This window comes from Streptomyces sp. NPDC025651 (assembly GCF_055558735.1).
The window spans coordinates 244,525-258,870 of record NZ_JBVHLZ010000012.1 but is presented as its reverse complement, the minus strand read 5'-3'; the positions used below and the strand labels follow the sequence as shown (position 1 = coordinate 258,870).

The window sequence follows — 14,346 nt, the reverse complement described above, 5'->3', positions numbered from 1 at the left end:
GTCACTGGCCCTTCTTCTGGGCCTGGGCCGCCTTCTTCTTGGCCGTCTTGAGGGATTCGGCGAGGGCCTGGTCCAGCTTGCTGAACTCCTCGTCGATCTTGTTGATCATCTTGACGGCGCCCTGGGTGTGCTTGCCGAGCTGCTTGACGCCGTAGCCCCACTCGTCGGCGAACTCCTGCACGTCCTCGGCGAGTTTGCCGGTGCCGACGACCGATCCGTCGGTGTTCTTGAGGGTGCGGCGTGCGGCGTCCATGCGGTCGCTGACCGAGGAGAACGTCTTCTTGAGGTTCTCGAAGACCGTTCCGTCGAGGCGTAGGTCGCTCATGTCGTCTCTTCAGGCTTCCCTTTGTCTTGCTGTCTTGCTGTCTTGCTGTCTTGCCCGTGCGGCCGTGGTCAGCGGTTGATGGACTGGATCTCGCGTACGACGACGTCCTGTGTGGCGCCGAACTCGCCCGGAGGCAGGTTGCCGCCTTGTCCGTTGGTGCTCGTCCAGGTGACCTTCCACGTGATGGTCGCCTGGAGTTCGTAGGCGGCGTCGGTGGAGGAGCGCAGGTACTTCACGCCGCACGGGGGGTCGGTGTCGGCCGGTGTGCCCTTGGCGCGGGGCTCGCCGATCCGGCCGTCGTCGCCGATCGGGCACTCGCCCGAGGCGGGGTACGTCTCGGCGTCCGACGTGCCCGGTTCGAGCTTCAGGGAGACCGGCTGCGCGGTCGTGGTCGCGGAGAGGTCCGTTCCCGGGAGGATCGCGGTCACGGAGATCTTCTTGAACTTCGCCTTGTCCAGCCATACCCAGGTCGGCAGGTTGACCTTCGTCTCGCCCGCGGGCGCCATCTCGATCCTGGTGTCCGGGACCGGGATCTGGCCGTAGGCGTACTCGGCGAGGATCTTGGGGGTGACCGCGAGGGGCTCGTCGGGGGTTTGTCCGTCCTTCACCCAGAACGGGAGCTTGTCGCAGGCCTTCGCCCCGGGCTCGTCCTTGCGCTTCTCGTCGACGGCGGCTGCCCAGAACTGTCCCTCGCCCTGCTTGTCGAGGTTGTAGTCCTTGTACGGGTTGCCGTCCTTGAAGTACGAGTCGAAGATGCCGCCGACGAAGTCGCCGATCCCGAAGAACTTCATCTGCCGGATCGCCTTGACCGTGGCCTCGATCTGCTTCGGGGTGTAGGCGGGCTCGTACCAGCAGGCCGGCGGGTCCCAGTTGGAGTTGGCCGGGGTGAGCGTGCCGGTCTTCGCGGACTGCGGGCTGCCCTCGACCGTCGTCTGGATCCTCGTCTCGACGCCGAGGTTCTTGCCCTGGCGGGTGCCCTGCGACTGCTGGCTGTCCGCGACGTTGCCCCCTCCGTCGGTGTTGCCGCCGGCGGCAAAGGCGGCGCCGGGGAGCAGCGCCATGACTGTGGCGAGAACAGGCGCGGCCCAGCGGGCGGACGACTTCGGCGCGCTCACATGCACTTCTTCACCGCCTCCTTCACGTACGTGATGGACTCCGTCTGCCAGACGCCCTTGGCGTTCTTCCTCACGCGGGTGTTGTAGAAGCCGTAATCGGCCTCCGATTCAGGGATGGACCGGTCGACCTTCCCGGTCTTGAGGTCCTTGGGATACGTCTTGGTGCCGTCTTGGCAGTACGACACCGCTGCGACGCCGTCCTTGAGGAAGGTGACCTGACGGTCGTAGTACCGAATCGTCCCGATGAAGCTCGAGTTCTTCTTCCGGAAGCCTTGGACGTAGTCCGCAGCCGTGATCAGGGCGTCGCCCGATCCGTAGAACTTCAGTGCCGGATGATCCTTGGCGTCGACGACAACGGTGGCCTCGATCAGGGCGTCGAGCCACCGCTCGTTGTCCGCCAGCACCGCATCCTTCTTCGAATCCCCGGTCCTGCCCCCCTCGAAGACGTTCTTCACGTCCTTCGGCAGCTTGATCTCCGGTCGGTCGATGCCGTCGTCGGACGCCTTGGGGGACGGCGACTCGCTCTTCCCACCGGCCGAGTCCGCGCCCGCGATCTTCTCGTTGTCCTTGGAGTCCCCGTCGCTTCCTCCGCAGGCGGCGAGCGAAAGGACAGCGGCCGCGGTCAGGGCGGCCGCTGCGAGCAGGCTGGGGCGGCGGTTCACGGTCGGCTCCCGGTGGGACGAGGGTTCACTGGAGTGAACCAAGCTATCCAGGAGGGGTAGTCGATACCAGCGGCAGGGGTGCCGGGCGACGGCATGTATAGGAGTAAAACCGCCTCTTTCGGTCTGACGCCGATCGCACTTGGCTTGTATCCGTCGCGCAACGTCAAGTGGGCGGCACCCCGGTCGCAGTGATGAGAGTGATGAGTACGTCGCATCAGGTGTTGTCCGTGGGTGAGTGCCGGTTCCCGCCGGTTCCCGCCCGGCCCCGCCGGCTCCCGGGGCGGGGAAGTTTTCTCGTTGATTGATCCCTGTCACTGTCGCACGGGGCCTCTACACTGAGTCCGGCGGACTGCCGGTGGGTGAGGGGTGGTTGACGGTGCGTAAGGCGTGGCTGGTCACGTCCGTCGGAATCGGCGGCGCCCTCAGCTTCATCGCGCTGCTCGTCGTCGGGACGTACATGGCCGCGGGAGGCATCGCGGGCGGCAGCGGCGGATCCGTCGGGCTCGCCAAGGGTGCCGTGCCCGCGACCTATCGGCCCCTCGTGCAGAAGTGGGGCAATCTGTGCAAAGCCATCAACCCCGCGCTGCTCGCCGCCCAGCTGTACCAGGAGAGCGGGTTCAACCCGCGCGCCAAGAGCCCGGCCAAGGCGCTGGGGATAGCGCAGTTCATCCCCGGGACCTGGGCCGCCCACGGCGTCGACGGGGACGGGGACGGGGACCGCGACGTCTGGGACCCGGAGGACGCCATCCCCTCCGCGGCCTCGTACGACTGCAAGCTCGCCGGGTACGTGAAGGACGCCCCCGGCGACCCGACCAAGAACATGCTCGCCGCCTACAACGCGGGGGCGTACGCCGTCATCAAGTACGGCGGTGTGCCGCCCTACAGCGAGACACAGAACTACGTGAGGACGATCACGGACCTGTCGAAGAGCTTCGCCAGGCCCGTGGGGCGCGTGGAGCCCTCGCAGCAGGCGGCCGGGGCGATCTCGTACGCCCAGAAGAAGCTCGGCACCCTGTACTTGTGGGGCGGCAACGGCACCCCCGAGCAGAACGGCCGCTTCGACTGCTCCGGCCTGACCCTGGCCGCGTACCGCTCCGTCGGCATCACCCTGCCGCGCGTCGCCAACGACCAGTACAACGTGGGACCGCACCCCAAGCGGGACGAACTCCTGCCGGGTGACCTGGTGTTCTTCTCGGACGACCTCACCAACTCGCGGGCCATCCGGCACGTCGGGATCTACGTCGGCGGGGGATACATGATCAACGCCCCGCGGCCGGGCGCCGTGATCCGTTTCGACCCGATCGACACCCCCGATTATTTTGGCGCGACTCGAGTCACGAAGGACGGGGCGAAGGCCGTGCCCACCAAGCCGTCAGAGGTCTGAGAGGGGCTCGCAAGGGGGCGCGCGGAGGGCGTGCGCGGGGTGTGATGTGGCTTGAACCCTCCGTTAGCACACTCCCCTGAGCTGCGGCGATGTGTCTCTCTTCGATAACGTCTGAGTGATCTTTCGGTGGAGAGTGGAACGTAGGAGAGGGGACCGCGCGTTCCCTTGACTGGACCGACCACGGGGGTTGATGGAACGGGCGCACAGAAAGGTGCGCCCATGGGCGAGAAGACAAGGGGCCGCAGCGCCATGGCTGGACTCGACGAATCCGGGTCGAACCCCGATGTCGGCCTGCTCTACGACATCAACGGCCTGGCGAAGGACACCCCGTCCTGGTTCGACGGCGTCATGACGTTCGTCGGGGAGTACGGCCTGCTGCTCGCCCTCGTGCTCCTCGTGGTCTGGTGCTGGTGGGGCCAGCGCAGGCGCGGCACCCTCGACGACGCCGCCTCGTCCGTCGCCGCCGTCGTCTGGGCGCCGCTGGCGGCCGGTATCGCGGTGCTCGTGAACATCCCCATCCGCGGCTTCGTCGAGCGCCCTCGCCCCTTCCGCGACCACCAGGGCATCGAGCTCCTGCTCGACGGCAAGACCGACTACTCCTTCGTCAGCGACCACGCGACGCTCGCCATGGCCATGGGCGCCGGACTCTTCGTCGCCAACCGGAAGTTCGGGCTCATCGGCATCGCGCTCGCCGCCCTGGAGGGCTTCTGCCGGGTCTTCATGGGCGTGCACTACCCGACGGACGTCGTCGGCGGCTTCGCGCTCGGCACCGCCGTCGCCCTGCTCCTCTCGCCGCTCGCCATGGCCCTGCTCACCCCGCTCTCCAAGGCGATCGGCCGGTCCGGTCGCGTGGGGTGGCTGGTGTGGGACCGGAAAGTGGGCCCTGTTGCCGCGCCGTTGAGCGAGCGGACGACTCCGTCGCCGGCGGCCGCGGATCCGGACGAGCGGGATCTGGCCGCGTAGCGGACACCACGACGTTCGAGTCCCAGTGGCCGTCCTTGCCGATGCGGCCCCCGCAGGTCAGCAGGCGGAGTTGGGGATCGGCGGTGGGGGCGTAGACCTTTGCCGTGGGGAAGTCCTTCGTGCGGTACGTGTCGACTGCCGTGACCTCGAACGTCGTACGTCGCCCCGCGGCCGTCGTCGTCTCGATGCGGTCACCGGGGCGCAGCCGGTCCAGGCGGGCGAACACGGCGTCCCTGTAGCCCTTGCCGCCCGGCCCGGCCGGTGCGTCCCTGTGGCCCACCAGGACGGCGGGGCCCCGGGCTCCGGGGCGCGGGCCCAGGGTGTACCGGCCGACCTTCAGGGCGTCCCGGAACGACGGGACCTCCAGGGCGCCCTGCCGGTCGAGGCCGACCGGCAGGAGGGCGGCGTCCACGCCGATCGCGGGGATGCGTACGCGCTCGCCCCGGCCCGGCGTCCCGACGCCCACGGAGGGCGCCGCGGCGAGGACCGCGGCCGCCGCGAGCAGCAGGGGCGTCGCCGTGCGCCGCAGGGTGCGGCTCAGCGGTGCTCCGCCCCGGTGCCGCGGGCCCGGCGGCGGCGCAGCAGCCAGAACCCGGCGGCCGCCGCGGCTCCGGCGACGCCCGCGGAGGCGACGGCGAGGGGACCGGCCTCGGGGTGCGTGTCGGCGGCCGTCGCGTGCACGGCACCGCCTCGTGCGGCGCCGGAGGGGGTGGCCTTGAGGGCGCCGGTGTCCGTGCCGGCACCCGTGCCTGTGCCGGTATCGGTGCCCGTTCCTGTTCCCGTACTCGTACCCGTGTCCGTGCCCGTTCCTGTTCCCGTGCCCGTCGACTCCTTCGCGTACGGCTTCGTCGGCGACGGGAGCATGGTCGGGGACTGGGCCGGAGAGGCCGACGCATCCGGGGATTCCTCAGGGGATTCCTCCGGTGAGGACGACGGGGACGCCGACTCGTCCGTGGAGTCGCCCGCGCCGCCGCCCAGTTCCTTGCCGTCGGCGCCGAGGAGGCTCCAGCCCTCGACGTCCTGGCCCTTGGGGTCCTGCCCCTTCTCGTCGTTCTTGAAGTAGTAGAGGGGCCGGGTCTCGTAGATGACCTGGGGCTGGTCGGCGTTCGGGGCGTTGTCCTCGGTCTGGGCGGTCTGGCCCGTGACGTCGTCGGCCTTGGTGGGGTAGCCGATCGCGGCGGGCCAGTTCGTGGCGCACTCCCCGGTGCAGTCGGGGGTGTCGGCCTTGTCGGCGTCGCGCGTGTAGAGCGGGTTGCCGTCCTTGTCGGCGAGGGCCTTGCCCTTCGGGGTGTCGACGAGGGTCAGCTGACCGGGCTCGGTGGGCTTGTCCAGGGCGGCGGCGGGACCGGCGAGGCCGAGGACGAGAGCGGCGGCCGCCGTCGCGGTGACGGCGGCTATTCGCGGGGTGCTGTGCGGTGGGGTCATGCCCTCAGGCCAGCGCTGTCCAGCGGGGTGGGCCACCTGAGGGCGTGTCGGGCGGGGCCGAACGGGTTGCGATGTCGGCCGTACGGGGGGCCGCGGCCGGGGCTAGAGCGCTTGGGGGAAGTCGAAGAAGCGCCCCGGGTCGTACTGCTTCTTCAGCTTCTTCAGGCGCGGTGCCGCGTCCCCGTAGTACGCCGTGCGCCAGTTCGTCAGCGTCGCGTCCGCGTAGTTCTGGTAGGCCGCGCCGGAGGCGTACCGCCCCATCGCCGTGTGGGCCTTCTTCAGCCAGGCCTGGGCCGGCTTGCCGGAGGTGCCCGCGCGCCAGGACGCGATGTACTGCGCGAGCATCCGCGAGCGGCGGTGCACGAAGGCCGTCGCCGTCGGGTCGACGCGGTTGATCGCGCCGCCCAGCGCGGTGAGCGCGATGCTGCCCGCGCTCGCGCCCGTCACGTTCTCGACCTGGGAGAGGAGCGCCCTGATGCCCGCCGCCGACAGGGAACGGTCGAAGAAGTCCGAACTCGCCGCGTACGTCTCGCGCTTGAGGGCGCCCTGCGGGCTGCGGCCCGGAGTCGCGCCGGGCAGGTGGCACTGGGCGTCGGCGGCGAAGGACGCGCAGCCGGCGTAGACCTCCATCGACTCCTCGTACGTACGCCGCTTGAGGGAGACGCTGCGCGCGGGCGCCCCGATCCTGTCGGCGAGGCGGTCGACGGCGTTCTGCAGCTCGCCGTACGTGCCGAGCGAGAAGCAGGCCACGGAGACGTTCGGGGTGCCGCCCGGGGTGTTCGCCAGGTGGAGGGACGACCAGATCTCGTCCGGCTGGTCCGGGCCCCACTCCTGCCACGCCTTGACGACCGCGGCCGCCTTCGACCAGGGCCAGGTCATGTACCCGGAGACGCCCTGGGGCGCGGCGTGCGTGCGGTAGGTCAGCTCGGTGACGATGCCGAAGTTGCCGTTGCCCGCGCCGCGCAGCGCCCAGAACAGGTCCTTGTTCTCGGACTTGGAGGCGGTGAGCTCCTTGCCGTCCGCCGTGACCAGCTTCGCGGAGGTGAGGCTGTCGCAGGTCAGTCCGTACGCCCGGGAGACCACGCCGTGGCCGCCGCCGAGGGTGAGCCCGGAGATGCCGACGGTCGGGCAGGAGCCCGCGGGGATCGTGACGCCCTTCGCGGCGAGCGAGCGGTAGACGTCGATGAGCTTGGCGCCGCCGCCGATGGTCGCGGAGCCGCCGCTCGCCCGAATCCTGCTCAGCTTCGACACGTCGATGATCAGCCGGCCGTTGCCGGAGGACCAACCCGCGTACGAGTGGCCGCCGTTGCGGATCGCGACCGGGGTGCGGTGGGCGCGGGCGTAGGAGAGGGCGGTGCGGATGTCGTCGGTGTGGGCGACGTAGGCGACGGCGGTGGGCTTCAGGTCGTCGTAACGCGTGTTGTACAGCTGGCGGGCCGCCGCCCACTTGGCCTCGCCGGGCCGCACGAGGCTGCCGTCCAGGTCGCGGGCGAGGGCCTTGAGGGTGGCGGGGGAGGACGCGGCGGCACTGGACGTCCTGATGGGGGTGCTGCTTCCGGTGCCGGTGCCGGTGCCGCTGCTGCGCGTACCGGCCCCTGCCTCGCTGCCGCCCGTGCAGCCCGCGACCGTGGCCGCGGCCAGCGTGGCCGCCGTTGTACCGATGAACGTACGTCGTTCCATGTCGCCTCCCGTTGCTTCCCGGAGAACGAGACGGTGTGCGGGGCGGACGGGTTCCGCTAGGGGGACGCCTCGTGCTCGGCCGCGTCGGAGCGGGCCTTGCTGCGGGCCCTGCGGGCCGGACCGCGCCAGCCGCAGGTGCAGTGGGCGGAGACGAAACGGCCCTTCTCGACCGTCGTCGTGCGGTGGGATGCGGGGGCTTGCTGATCGGCCACGCCGTCACCGTACCGACCCCGGGTGAACGGGCCTCGGCCGATCCGTGGGGGACTCGTCCGCGTGACGGGTCAACGTACCGGTCGTTAGGTGGGACGACGGGGGGAACGGCAGGCGCGGCAACGCTTGGGGGTAGACAGGCCATGGTGCATCGGCACAGGCGCACGGGCGGGGCGGTCGCCGCGGTCGCGGTGGCGGGGCTGATGGCGGTCACCGCCGGCTGCACGGACACCGGCGCCGCCGCCGACGGCCTGCACGGCGGCGACCCCGCGGAGGTGGTGCGGAAGTCCGCCGACTCCCTTGTCCGCGCGGGCAGTTCCAAGGCGCGTACGTCGATGGAGATGGCCAGTGGTGGTACGCGCGTCACCATCCGCGGCAAGGGCGTCTACGACTTCGGGCGGCAGCGCGGGCGGTTCGAGGTGGTGCTGCCGCAGGATCCCGCGGGGGACGACGGGCACCGGCCCATCACCGAGATCCTCTCGGCCGGGGCGCTCTTCATGAAGAACCGCGGGGCCGGGGTGCCGCCCGACAAGTGGGTGCGGATCGAGACACGTTCGCTGTCCGACGGGAATCTCGTCACCGGTGGCGCGACGGATCCCCTCGCGGCGGCGGAACTGCTGCGCGGGGCGCGGAAGGTGGTGTTCGTGGGGGACGAGCGGGTCGGCGGCGTCGAGGTGCGCCACTACCGCGGATCCGCGGATCTGCGGGCCGCGGCGAAGGCGGCCTCCGCAGGTCAGCGTGGTGCGCTGGGGGTTGCGGCGGCGAAAGGGTTCAGCAGGGGGAGCGTGCCGTTCGACGTGTACCTCGACGAGCGGGGGCGGGTGCGCAAGCTGCGGCAGCAGTTCGCCGTGGCCGAGGCGAACGTGGCCTCGACCACGCTGCTCTACGACTTCGGGGTGCCCGTGGAGGTGCGACTTCCGGCCGACGAGGACATCTTCGCCGGGAAGATTGCGGGGCAGTAGTCGCGTACGGCTGGTGGAAATGGTCCGTCCGTGCCATGCGCGTTGTGTAGACCGCTCCCTACTCTAGGAAATCGGTACCGGCAGGAACGGGTCAGGAAGAGGTGATGAACGTGGCTCCGATGCGTGGCGGTACGGCTGTTCAGGACCACGTCGCCCTCGCCGAGATCGAGCTGTGCGGCGACCTCATCATCGCGGCGAGCGCCGCGGCCGAGCGGCTGAGCTTCGACCGGATCGACGAGGTGCTGAGGGTCTCCGACGGGCGGGACGAGGGCGGCCTCGACGAGGACCGCCGCTAGTCCCTCCGCCGGTGTTCTTCGGCCTGCGGAGCGTCACGTACGCATCATGCGGGCGATCGCCTTCGTCGCCTCCTCGACCTTGGCGTCGATCTCCGCGCCGCCCTTGACCGCCGCGTCGGCCACGCAGTGCCGCAGGTGTTCCTCCAGGAGCTGGAGCGCGAAGGACTGCAGGGCCTTCGTGCTCGCCGAGACCTGCGTGAGTATGTCGATGCAGTAGACGTCCTGCTCGACCATGCGCTGCAGGCCGCGGATCTGGCCCTCGATGCGGCGCAGGCGCTTGAGGTGCTCGTCCTTCTGCTTGTGGTACCCGTGCACTCCGTGGGCGTGGTCGGAGGGCGCTTCGGTCGGGGTCGTGGCCGCGTCGGCCGCCTCGGTGGTCGTCATCGCGTCCTCCTTCTGTCTGTTGGGGGAGCTACTGCGGGCATTCCCGCATTTCTGCAGATCCATATACCCCCGGTGGGTATATGGTAGCCGATTTCTCGGGGGGTGTGCTGATCACTGTGCCTGATGGGCGACACTGGGGGGCGGCCGGTTAGCCGTGGCCGGATGATGCGCCTAGCATCAGCCTGACCGCATCCAAAGCACCCCGAGGACCCCACGTGCGCTTTCGTCTGACCCCCAGGGAGACGAGCTTCTACGACATGTTCGCCGCATCCGCGGACAACATCGTCACGGGCTCGAAGCTCCTGATGGAACTGCTCGGAGCGGACTCTTCCGCTCGGGCCGAGATCGCAGAGCGTATGCGGGCCGCGGAACACGCGGGAGACGACGCCACGCATGCGATCTTCCACCAGCTGAACTCCTCCTTCATCACGCCGTTCGACCGCGAGGACATCTACTCCCTCGCGTCGTCCCTCGACGACATCATGGACTTCATGGAGGAGGCCGTCGACCTGGTCGTCCTTTATCAGGTCGAGGAACTTCCCAAGGGCGTCGAGCAGCAGATCGAGGTCCTTTCCCGGGCCGCCGAACTGACGGCCGAGGCCATGCCGAACCTTCGGACCATGGACAACCTCACCGAGTACTGGATCGAGGTGAACCGCCTCGAGAACCAGGCCGACCAGATCCACCGGAAGCTGCTCGCCCACCTCTTCAACGGCAAGTACGACGCCATCGAGGTGCTGAAGCTCAAGCAGATCGTGGATGTGCTGGAAGAGGCCGCCGACGCCTTCGAGCACGTGGCGAACACTGTGGAGACCATCGCGGTCAAGGAGTCCTGAGGCACCGCCATGGACACCTTTGCTTTGGTCGTGACCATCGGCGTCGCGCTCGGATTTACGTATACGAACGGCTTTCACGACTCCGCGAACGCCATCGCCACATCGGTCTCCACCCGTGCGCTGACGCCTCGTGCCGCGCTCGCCATGGCCGCGGTGATGAACCTCGCCGGTGCCTTCATGGGCAGCGGCGTCGCCAAGACCGTCAGTGAGGGGATCATCGAGACCCCGCACGGCGACAAGGGCATGTGGATCCTCTTCGCCGCGCTCATCGGCGCGATCGTGTGGAACCTCATCACCTGGTACTTCGGGCTCCCCTCGTCCTCGTCGCACGCGCTGTTCGGCGGCATGGTCGGCGCGGCGCTCGCCGGCGGTATCGGCGTCATCTGGTCCGGGGTCGTCGACAAGATCGTCATCCCGATGTTCCTGTCGCCGGTGGTCGGCCTCGTCGCCGGTTACCTGGTGATGTGCGCGATCATGTGGATGTTCCGCAAGTCCAACCCGCACAAGGCCAAGCGCGGCTTCCGCATCGCGCAGACGGTCTCCGCGGCCGGCATGGCGCTCGGCCACGGTCTGCAGGACGCGCAGAAGACGATGGGCATCGTGGTGATGGCCCTGGTCATCTCCGACGTGCAGAGCGCGGACGCGCCGATCCCGGTGTGGGTCAAGATCGCCTGTGCGGTGATGCTGTCCGCCGGTACGTACGCGGGTGGCTGGCGCATCATGCGGACCCTCGGGCGCAAGATCATCGAGCTGGACCCGCCGCAGGGCTTCGCCGCCGAGACGACCGGCGCGGGCATCATGTTCACGACCGCGTTCATGTTCCACGCGCCGATCTCGACGACGCACGTCATCACCTCCGCGATCATGGGTGTGGGCGCGACCAAGCGGGTCAACGCGGTTCGCTGGGGTGTCGCCAAGAACATCATCCTGGGCTGGTTCATCACGATGCCTGCGGCGGCGATCGTTGCGGCTTTGAGCTTCTGGGTCGTGAACCTGGCGTTCTTGTAGTTCTTCGGCTGCGGATCGTCGTGGCCGGTCGCGCAGTTCCCCGCGCCCCTTTCGGGGCGCGTATCAGTGAACGTAGGAAGGGCCCGCCCCCGGGAGCCAGGGGCGGGCCCTTCTTGTTGCCCCTGCGGTGGCACCGCCATGCAGCACCGCGGGGAGTCGGGGTCGGCTCAGCCGAAGCGGCCCGAGATGTAGTCCTCGGTCGCCTGCACCGAGGGGTTGGAGAAGATCCGCTCCGTGTCGTCGATCTCGACGAGCTTGCCCGGCTGGCCGACGGCGGCGAGGTTGAAGAAGGCGGTGCGGTCCGAGACACGGGCCGCCTGCTGCATGTTGTGCGTCACGATGACGATCGTGAAGCGCTCCTTCAGCTCGCCGATCAGGTCCTCGATCGCGAGGGTCGAGATGGGGTCCAGGGCCGAGCAGGGCTCGTCCATCAGGAGCACCTGGGGCTCGACCGCGATGGCCCGCGCGATGCACAGACGCTGCTGCTGGCCGCCGGAGAGGCCGGAGCCGGGCTTGTTCAGGCGGTCCTTGACCTCGTTCCAGAGGTTCGCGCCCTTGAGGGACTTCTCGACGATGTCGTTCAGCTCGGACTTCTTGTACGAGCCGTTGAGCTTCAGGCCCGCCGCGACGTTGTCGAAGATCGACATCGTGGGGAACGGGTTCGGGCGCTGGAAGACCATGCCGATCGTGCGGCGCACGGCCACCGGGTCCACGCCGTTGCCGTAGAGGTCCTCGTCGTCCAGGAGCACCTTGCCCTCGACGCGGCCGCCGGGGGTGACCTCGTGCATGCGGTTCAGGGTGCGCAGGAAGGTGGACTTGCCGCAGCCGGACGGGCCGATGAAGGCCGTCACGGAGCGGGGCTCCACGGTCATCGAGATGTCGTCGATCGCCTTGTGGGAGCCGTAGTAGGCGGTCAGGCCCGATACGTCGATTCGCTTGGCCATGGGGATCACTGCTTCTTTCGGAGTTCTGCGAGGAAGGTCGCTGATATGGCCGCTCAGCGGCCCGTCTTGGGGGCCTTCCAGCGGGCTACGCCGCGGGCCGCCAGGTTGAGGATCATGATGAAGCCGATGAGGGCGAGGGCCGCCGCCCAGGCGCGGTCGTACGAGGCGTCGGTGCCGGCCGCGTACTGCTGGTAGATGTACAGCGGCAGCGAGCCCTGCGAACCGTCGAACGGGTTCGTGTTGATCATGGGGTTCACCCAGACCAGGAGCAGGACGGGCGCGGTCTCGCCGGCGATGCGGGCGACCGAGAGCATGACGCCCGTGGTGATGCCGCCGATCGCGGTGGGCAGGACGACCTTGAGGATGGTCCGCCACTTCGGCACACCGAGGGCCAGCGACGCCTCGCGCAGCTCGTTCGGGACGAGCTTGAGCATCTCCTCGGTGGAGCGCACGATCACCGGCATCATCAGGATGGCGAGCGCCATGGCACCGGCCCAGCCGGAGTAGCCGAAGCCGAGGATCAGGATCCAGAAGCTGAGGACGAACAGGCCCGCGACGATCGAGGGGATGCCGGTCATGACGTCCACGAAGAACGTGACGGTCTTGGCGAGCTTCCCGCGCCCGTACTCGACGAGGTAGACGGCGGTGAGCAGGCCGATCGGCACGGCGATCACGGAGGCCAGGAGCACCTGCTCCAGGGTGCCGATGATCGCGTGGTAGATGCCGCCGCCGGTCTCGTCGTCGGAGAGGACGCCCATCGAGTGGGTCAGGAAGTAGACGTCGAAGACCTTGATGCCGCGCTGCAGCGTCTCGTAGATGAGCGAGGCCAGCGGGACGACGGCCAGCAGGAACATGACCCACACCAGCGAGGTGGCGAGGCGGTCCTTGGCCTGGCGGGTGCCCTCGACGGCCACCGCGAGGACGTACGACCCGACGATGAAGAGGAGGGCGGCGATCAGGCCCCACTGGATGCGGCTGTCCAGGCCCGCGCCCGCGCCGATGCCGACGGCGACGGCGGCCGAGCCGAGCGCGACGGCCGCGGGGGTCCAGCGCGGGAGGCTGGCCGCCTTGAGCGTCGAGGGGCGCTTGACGAGCGGGTTGGCGGGCGGGGTGGGTGTCGTGGTGCTCATGCGTTGGCCCCCGAGTACTCCTTGCGGCGCGCGATGATCAGGCGGGCCGCGCCGTTGACCAGCAGGGTGATGACGAAGAGGACGAGGCCGGAGGCGATCAGCGCGTCCTGGCCGTACTCGGTCGCCTCGTTGAACTTGCTGGCGATGTTCTGCGCGAAGGTGCCGCCGCCGTAGTCGAGCACGGAGGCCTGGATCACGAAGGTCGGGGAGAGCACGGTGGCGACGGCGATCGTCTCGCCGAGCGCGCGGCCGAGGCCCAGCATCGAGGCGGAGATGATGCCCGAGCGGCCGAAGGGGAGCACCGACATGCGGATGACCTCCCAGCGCGTGGCGCCGAGGGCCAGCGCGGCCTCCTCGTGCATCTTCGGGACCTGCAGGAAGACCTCGCGGGTCACGTTCGTGATGATCGGCAGGATCATGATCGCGAGGAGGATTCCGACGGTCATCAGGGAGCGCGGGGCGCCGCCCTGGTACTCGAAGATGCCGGTCCAGCCGAGGTAGTCGTCGAGCCAGCCGTAGAGGCCGGTGAGGTTGGGCGCGACCACGAGGGCGCCCCACAGGCCGTACACGATCGAGGGCACGGCGGCCAGCAGGTCGATCACGTACGCGATGGGGGCGGCCAGCTTGCGCGGCGCGTAGTGCGAGATGAAGAGCGCGATGCCGATGGCCACGGGGACCGCGATCACGAGAGCGATCACGGAGCTCACCACGGTGCCGAAGACCAGGACGGCGATGCCGAAGTACGGCTTGCCGCCGGTGGTGGAACCGGCCGGGTCCCACTCGAAGGTGGTGAGGAAGTTGCCCGTGTTGTCGGAGAGGGCGAGCGCCGTGCGGTACGTGAGGAACGCGGCGATGGCGGCCATGATCGCGAGGAGCACGATGCCGGAACCGCGGGAGAGCCCGAGGAAGATCCGGTCGCCGGGGCGGGTGGCGCCGCGGGCTGCTGCCTTGCTGACGGGAGCCACGGGCTGCGCGTCGTCTACGGGGGGAGGTGCGGTCGTATTGCTTGGTATGTCCATGGG

At 69.3% G+C, this 14,346-nt stretch carries 16 protein-coding genes and 1 pseudogene; 6 read left to right on the top strand and 11 right to left on the bottom strand.

Features of this window, described 5'->3' with window-relative positions:
* Window position 1 precedes the first annotated feature (1 nt).
* The 3 genes from ACZ4D5_RS35555 to ACZ4D5_RS35545 form a co-directional block, all read right to left on the bottom strand.
* A complete protein-coding gene (locus ACZ4D5_RS35555) occupies window positions 2–325 on the bottom strand; it encodes a hypothetical protein (protein ID WP_467776611.1) in 324 nt (107 codons plus the stop codon).
* Between the two features lie 68 nt (window positions 326–393).
* Window positions 394–1,440 carry a hypothetical protein gene (locus ACZ4D5_RS35550; protein ID WP_467776610.1) on the bottom strand — a complete coding sequence of 349 codons (1,047 nt, stop codon included), beginning with the start codon at window positions 1,438–1,440 and terminating at the stop codon, window positions 394–396.
* Entirely contained in the window at window positions 1,437–2,102 is a 666-nt protein-coding gene (locus ACZ4D5_RS35545) for a hypothetical protein (RefSeq protein ID WP_467776609.1), read from the bottom strand. Before ACZ4D5_RS35545 ends, ACZ4D5_RS35550 begins: the two co-directional genes overlap by 4 nt.
* A gap of 376 nt (window positions 2,103–2,478) precedes the next feature.
* Between ACZ4D5_RS35545 and ACZ4D5_RS35540 the strand changes: the two genes are divergently transcribed.
* Together ACZ4D5_RS35540 and ACZ4D5_RS35535 are read left to right on the top strand one after the other, a co-directional pair.
* Complete coding sequence (locus ACZ4D5_RS35540) at window positions 2,479–3,486, top strand: C40 family peptidase (protein WP_467776608.1); 1,008 nt, start codon at window positions 2,479–2,481, stop codon at window positions 3,484–3,486.
* Window positions 3,487–3,735: 249 nt separating this feature from the next.
* Window positions 3,736–4,449, top strand: coding sequence for a phosphatase PAP2 family protein (locus tag ACZ4D5_RS35535; protein WP_467776644.1), 714 nt, complete (start codon window positions 3,736–3,738; stop codon window positions 4,447–4,449).
* A gap of 52 nt (window positions 4,450–4,501) precedes the next feature.
* Here ACZ4D5_RS35535 and ACZ4D5_RS35530 read toward each other — a convergent pair.
* The 4 genes and pseudogenes from ACZ4D5_RS35530 to ACZ4D5_RS35515 form a co-directional block, all read right to left on the bottom strand.
* Window positions 4,502–4,861, bottom strand: a pseudogene (locus ACZ4D5_RS35530) (sortase domain-containing protein); the annotation flags it as partial.
* A 125-nt stretch (window positions 4,862–4,986) separates the two neighbouring features.
* Entirely contained in the window at window positions 4,987–5,874 is an 888-nt protein-coding gene (locus ACZ4D5_RS35525) for a COG4315 family predicted lipoprotein (protein ID WP_467776607.1), read from the bottom strand.
* Between the two features lie 102 nt (window positions 5,875–5,976).
* The gene (locus ACZ4D5_RS35520; protein WP_467776606.1) at window positions 5,977–7,554 is read right to left on the bottom strand and encodes an FAD-binding oxidoreductase; all 1,578 of its coding nucleotides are present in this window, start codon (window positions 7,552–7,554) and stop codon (window positions 5,977–5,979) included.
* A gap of 56 nt (window positions 7,555–7,610) precedes the next feature.
* Window positions 7,611–7,766, bottom strand: a complete 156-nt coding sequence (locus ACZ4D5_RS35515) for a hypothetical protein (protein ID WP_467776605.1) — start codon at window positions 7,764–7,766, stop codon at window positions 7,611–7,613.
* Window positions 7,767–7,907: 141 nt separating this feature from the next.
* Between ACZ4D5_RS35515 and ACZ4D5_RS35510 the strand changes: the two genes are divergently transcribed.
* Both ACZ4D5_RS35510 and ACZ4D5_RS35505 read left to right on the top strand, forming a co-directional pair.
* A complete protein-coding gene (locus ACZ4D5_RS35510; RefSeq protein ID WP_467776604.1) occupies window positions 7,908–8,726 on the top strand; it encodes an SCO4651 family lipoprotein in 819 nt (272 codons plus the stop codon).
* A gap of 104 nt (window positions 8,727–8,830) precedes the next feature.
* Window positions 8,831–9,022: a hypothetical protein gene (locus tag ACZ4D5_RS35505; protein WP_467776603.1), complete on the top strand. Its 192-nt coding sequence runs from the start codon at window positions 8,831–8,833 to the stop codon at window positions 9,020–9,022.
* A gap of 33 nt (window positions 9,023–9,055) precedes the next feature.
* On the opposite strand, the gene ACZ4D5_RS35500 is transcribed toward ACZ4D5_RS35505, so the two are convergent.
* On the bottom strand, window positions 9,056–9,406 hold the full coding sequence (locus ACZ4D5_RS35500; protein ID WP_467776602.1) for a metal-sensitive transcriptional regulator: 351 nt from the start codon (window positions 9,404–9,406) through the stop codon (window positions 9,056–9,058).
* Window positions 9,407–9,621: 215 nt separating this feature from the next.
* Between ACZ4D5_RS35500 and ACZ4D5_RS35495 the strand changes: the two genes are divergently transcribed.
* A complete protein-coding gene (locus tag ACZ4D5_RS35495) occupies window positions 9,622–10,242 on the top strand; it encodes a DUF47 domain-containing protein (RefSeq protein WP_055699552.1) in 621 nt (206 codons plus the stop codon).
* Window positions 10,243–10,251: 9 nt separating this feature from the next.
* A complete protein-coding gene (locus ACZ4D5_RS35490) occupies window positions 10,252–11,250 on the top strand; it encodes an inorganic phosphate transporter (RefSeq protein ID WP_362342483.1) in 999 nt (332 codons plus the stop codon).
* A 167-nt stretch (window positions 11,251–11,417) separates the two neighbouring features.
* Here the strand turns inward: ACZ4D5_RS35490 and pstB are convergent, their stop codons facing one another.
* Genes pstB through pstC form a run of 3 tightly spaced genes read right to left on the bottom strand, consistent with a single transcriptional unit; the run spans window position 11,418 to window position 14,343 of the window.
* Window positions 11,418–12,194, bottom strand: a complete 777-nt coding sequence (gene pstB, locus ACZ4D5_RS35485) for a phosphate ABC transporter ATP-binding protein PstB (RefSeq protein WP_362342480.1) — start codon at window positions 12,192–12,194, stop codon at window positions 11,418–11,420.
* Between the two features lie 53 nt (window positions 12,195–12,247).
* Complete coding sequence (gene pstA / locus ACZ4D5_RS35480) at window positions 12,248–13,324, bottom strand: phosphate ABC transporter permease PstA (RefSeq protein WP_467776601.1); 1,077 nt, start codon at window positions 13,322–13,324, stop codon at window positions 12,248–12,250.
* A complete protein-coding gene (gene pstC, locus ACZ4D5_RS35475; protein WP_467776600.1) occupies window positions 13,321–14,343 on the bottom strand; it encodes a phosphate ABC transporter permease subunit PstC in 1,023 nt (340 codons plus the stop codon). Before pstC ends, pstA begins: the two co-directional genes overlap by 4 nt.
* Window positions 14,344–14,346 lie beyond the last annotated feature (3 nt).

Coding starts and splice junctions, on each gene's coding strand:
- ACZ4D5_RS35555 (WP_467776611.1), bottom strand. CDS start 325: ATGAGCGACCTACGCCTCGACGGAACGGTCTTCGAGAACCTCAAGAAG.
- ACZ4D5_RS35535 (WP_467776644.1), top strand. CDS start 3,736: ATGGCTGGACTCGACGAATCCGGGTCGAACCCCGATGTCGGCCTGCTC.
- ACZ4D5_RS35525 (WP_467776607.1), bottom strand. CDS start 5,874: ATGACCCCACCGCACAGCACCCCGCGAATAGCCGCCGTCACCGCGACG.
- ACZ4D5_RS35520 (WP_467776606.1), bottom strand. CDS start 7,554: ATGGAACGACGTACGTTCATCGGTACAACGGCGGCCACGCTGGCCGCG.
- ACZ4D5_RS35510 (WP_467776604.1), top strand. CDS start 7,908: ATGGTGCATCGGCACAGGCGCACGGGCGGGGCGGTCGCCGCGGTCGCG.
- ACZ4D5_RS35505 (WP_467776603.1), top strand. CDS start 8,831: ATGAACGTGGCTCCGATGCGTGGCGGTACGGCTGTTCAGGACCACGTC.
- ACZ4D5_RS35500 (WP_467776602.1), bottom strand. CDS start 9,406: ATGACGACCACCGAGGCGGCCGACGCGGCCACGACCCCGACCGAAGCG.
- ACZ4D5_RS35490 (WP_362342483.1), top strand. CDS start 10,252: ATGGACACCTTTGCTTTGGTCGTGACCATCGGCGTCGCGCTCGGATTT.
- pstB (WP_362342480.1), bottom strand. CDS start 12,194: ATGGCCAAGCGAATCGACGTATCGGGCCTGACCGCCTACTACGGCTCC.
- pstA (WP_467776601.1), bottom strand. CDS start 13,324: ATGAGCACCACGACACCCACCCCGCCCGCCAACCCGCTCGTCAAGCGC.
- pstC (WP_467776600.1), bottom strand. CDS start 14,343: ATGGACATACCAAGCAATACGACCGCACCTCCCCCCGTAGACGACGCG.